Source organism: Butyricicoccus sp., assembly GCF_050872565.1.
GTDB lineage: Bacteria > Bacillota > Clostridia > Oscillospirales > Butyricicoccaceae > Butyricicoccus_A.
Genome location: NZ_JBNMHC010000303.1, coordinates 1 through 2,776 on the forward strand (window position 1 = coordinate 1; position 2,776 = coordinate 2,776).

Annotated in this window: 4 protein-coding genes; all 4 read right to left on the reverse strand. The window is 51.3% G+C overall.

Translation table 11 applies throughout. The annotated features are described in order from the left end of the window. Positions 1–558: SpoIID/LytB domain-containing protein (locus tag ACR0P9_RS10450; RefSeq protein WP_432619902.1), on the reverse strand; the 558-nt coding region annotated here is incomplete at its 3' end. Further along, a complete protein-coding gene (locus tag ACR0P9_RS10455; protein ID WP_432619904.1) occupies positions 559–951 on the reverse strand; it encodes a hypothetical protein in 393 nt (130 codons plus the stop codon). 318 nt (positions 952–1,269) lie between these two features. After that, the gene (locus ACR0P9_RS10460; protein WP_432619906.1) at positions 1,270–1,962 is read right to left on the reverse strand and encodes a hypothetical protein; all 693 of its coding nucleotides are present in this window, start codon (positions 1,960–1,962) and stop codon (positions 1,270–1,272) included. Positions 1,963–2,033: 71 nt separating this feature from the next. Further along, positions 2,034–2,504, reverse strand: coding sequence for a heme-binding protein (locus ACR0P9_RS10465; RefSeq protein WP_432619908.1), 471 nt, complete (start codon positions 2,502–2,504; stop codon positions 2,034–2,036). Positions 2,505–2,776 lie beyond the last annotated feature (272 nt).

The following is a 2,776-nucleotide window of genomic DNA, read 5'->3' on the forward strand; positions in this document are numbered from 1 at the left end:
GACGTCTCCCAGCCGCAGCGGCTGCCCCGGATACGAACGCACAGCGGGACGAATGGGGGCTGTGCGAATATCCAAATCTTCGCCGTAATAGCGCGTGAGAATTTGATACGGCGTGAGTCCTTGGTTGGCGAGGTCAACGGTACCCCATTGGCTCAGACCATCGCATTGGACACGCCGACCATCACAGTAGGCGGCAAATAACGGCTGGACAAAGCCGGGACGCGCCAAATACCGATCAAACAGCTCGTTGACGAGCACGGCGACAGTTTCAAAAATATCTCGTCCGTTGACAAAGGCCTGATCGTAGGCGGTGGAATTGGTGATGTCAAAATCATATCCGCGCGAACGATACCATTCGGTGTAGATGCGGTTGAGGGCAAAAGAGACTTGGGCGTAGATATTGGCGCGTAGGGCGTTCTCCGGCCATGTGGGGTATAATTCACTGGATGCAACGTTTTGGATGTATTCCAGAAAGGGAACCGTGACGTTTTCTGCGGGTTCATCCGGTCTGCCGAGATGCACGGTAATGGTCTCTGGAATATAGGAATACTCTGGCATTTATTCCCTCCCTGAACCGGATGGGCCGGTTTCTGTGCTGTTGATGACGATGGTTTTGCGCAGCTCATCGACGGAGCGCGGCGGAATCATGGCGACGGGCAGAACCGTTGTGATACCGGAAAAAATCGCGGTGTCTAATACCGTGACCGGACGATAATCGGGATGGTCAATGTTGACGCGGTAAGACGCATAGGGCGGCGCGGTCTCCGCGTCTTGATCGGCGAGAGATGGGGCTTCCAGAGCAATCGGAGCCGTCGCACCGCTGCTGTCCGTGCGGATGGAAACACAGGGCGTTTGGTCGTTGTCCGGACAAAAAATCGTCACCAGCGCACCGGCGACGGGCACCGCACCGCGTGCGGCACGGGTCTGTACAATCAGCGTTCCTGTAGGCATGGTAATCTCCTCTCTTCCATCGGGAATACAGAGCAGTGTATGCGGGAGAACAAATGAATATGAGGGGGGAAAATTGGCTCCCTCGTTGAGGGAGCTGTCATTTGCCTTGCAAATGACTGAGGGAGTAACCAGTTCGCCCTGACGAATTAGAGTAACTCTGATACGAACTTGTTTGCGTGCTGCTCCTTCCGTCACGGCTGACGCCGCGCCACCTTCCTCAAGGAGGAAGGCTTTTTTAGCAGCAAGACAAAAAGCACCAGTTCCGGAAAATTCCGGTTCTGGTGCTTGGTTTTTGCGCTGCGAGAGTTTCAGGGATAGTTACTGCTTCTCGTACATATACATGGTGTAGTTGTTGCCGTTGAGCATGAGGAACAGATAGCCCTCGAACATGCCGACAGTGTACTTCTTGTCGCTGTTGCCGTTGTTGATGGTCAGGCAGTAGGTCTTTTCGTCATAGGTGTAGGTGCAATTTTCCATCTTGTCGTCCTCACCCATGGTGCAGGTACCGTCATCGTTGAGCTTCAGCTCATAGGTGCCGCCGGTTGCATCCTTCCATTTTCCTGTGAAATCGGAAAGGGAAAGGGCGGTGGTGCGCTTGTCGCGGAGGAAATAGCACTGGTTCTGGTCGTAGAAGCATACCAAAACGTCTCCGAGAACGGTGCCGAACAGTGTTTCCGTGCCCTTTTCATTGGACAAGACAACGTATTCTTCGTTCTTGAATTTATCCGCCAGCTTGAAGCTGTCATTCTGCGAATAATAGACATACTTGCCGCTCAGACCTTCCGTAGAAAACTTGGTGGCAACGGTACTGGTATAAGTGCCGTCTGCATTAAAAGTGATCGAACGGTCAGTGTCCGGGGCAGACCATTTGCCGTCAACGGTGACTGCCGGATTTTCCAACACATCGTAGGTTTCCGCTGCGGTCGGTGCTTGTCCACGGCGCGTACAGCCGGAAAGCAGACCGACTGCCATCACAGCGGCAAGAGCAAGGGATAGTATTTTTTTCTTCACAATAAATTCTCTCCATTTCTGTCATCAGATACAGTCTATTATACTTGTCCAGACAACAGAAATCAACAAGATTATCCCTCTTTTTCTGCTTTGAGCTGGCGCAGGGCCTTGACGACAATCGCCTGATCGTCCAGATGATTTGGCTCGCCGGAAACGCAGACAGAGCCAATCATGCCGGTGCCTGCGAGCACAATCGGCATACCGCCGCCGCCCGGGGCAAAATCATCGGCGTTTAATTTGCGGCCTTCCAGTGATTCGCCGCTTTCCTCCAGCATACAGCCAAAGCACAGCGAACCCATCTGCATCAATTCGACGGCGTTGCGCTTGCGCTCCAACCACAGCTCGCTGTCTGGACGAGCACCATCCTGAAAATAGCGGAAAACAGTCAGACCGTTGATGACAATTTCCGAGGCAATCGGTGCCGGATAGCCTTGAGACGCTTTGTTGATGAGCAGTCCCAGACGCAGAGCGTCGGCACGGGAAAACGAGGAGAATGTCAGTTCCTGCTCCAATGCGGACAGGGATGCAAATGTTTCGGACATGATAACAGCCACCTTCCTATACAATTCGTATAAATAAATATAGAACATACAAAAAGCAAATGTATTGCTCGCTTGTATCTGTATCAATATCGTATCACGAGACATACGGGTTGTAAAGATAAGGAAGAAGGGAGAGAAAAATGGGAAAGACAGGAAAATTGTCAAAAATATTGTTTTTTTTGCACGATGTGAGTATAATAGAAGGCGCTGAAAGGATAATGACATTGTTGTTGAAAAAATTCGACAGCAGGTATAGTTGAAACAAAATGAAA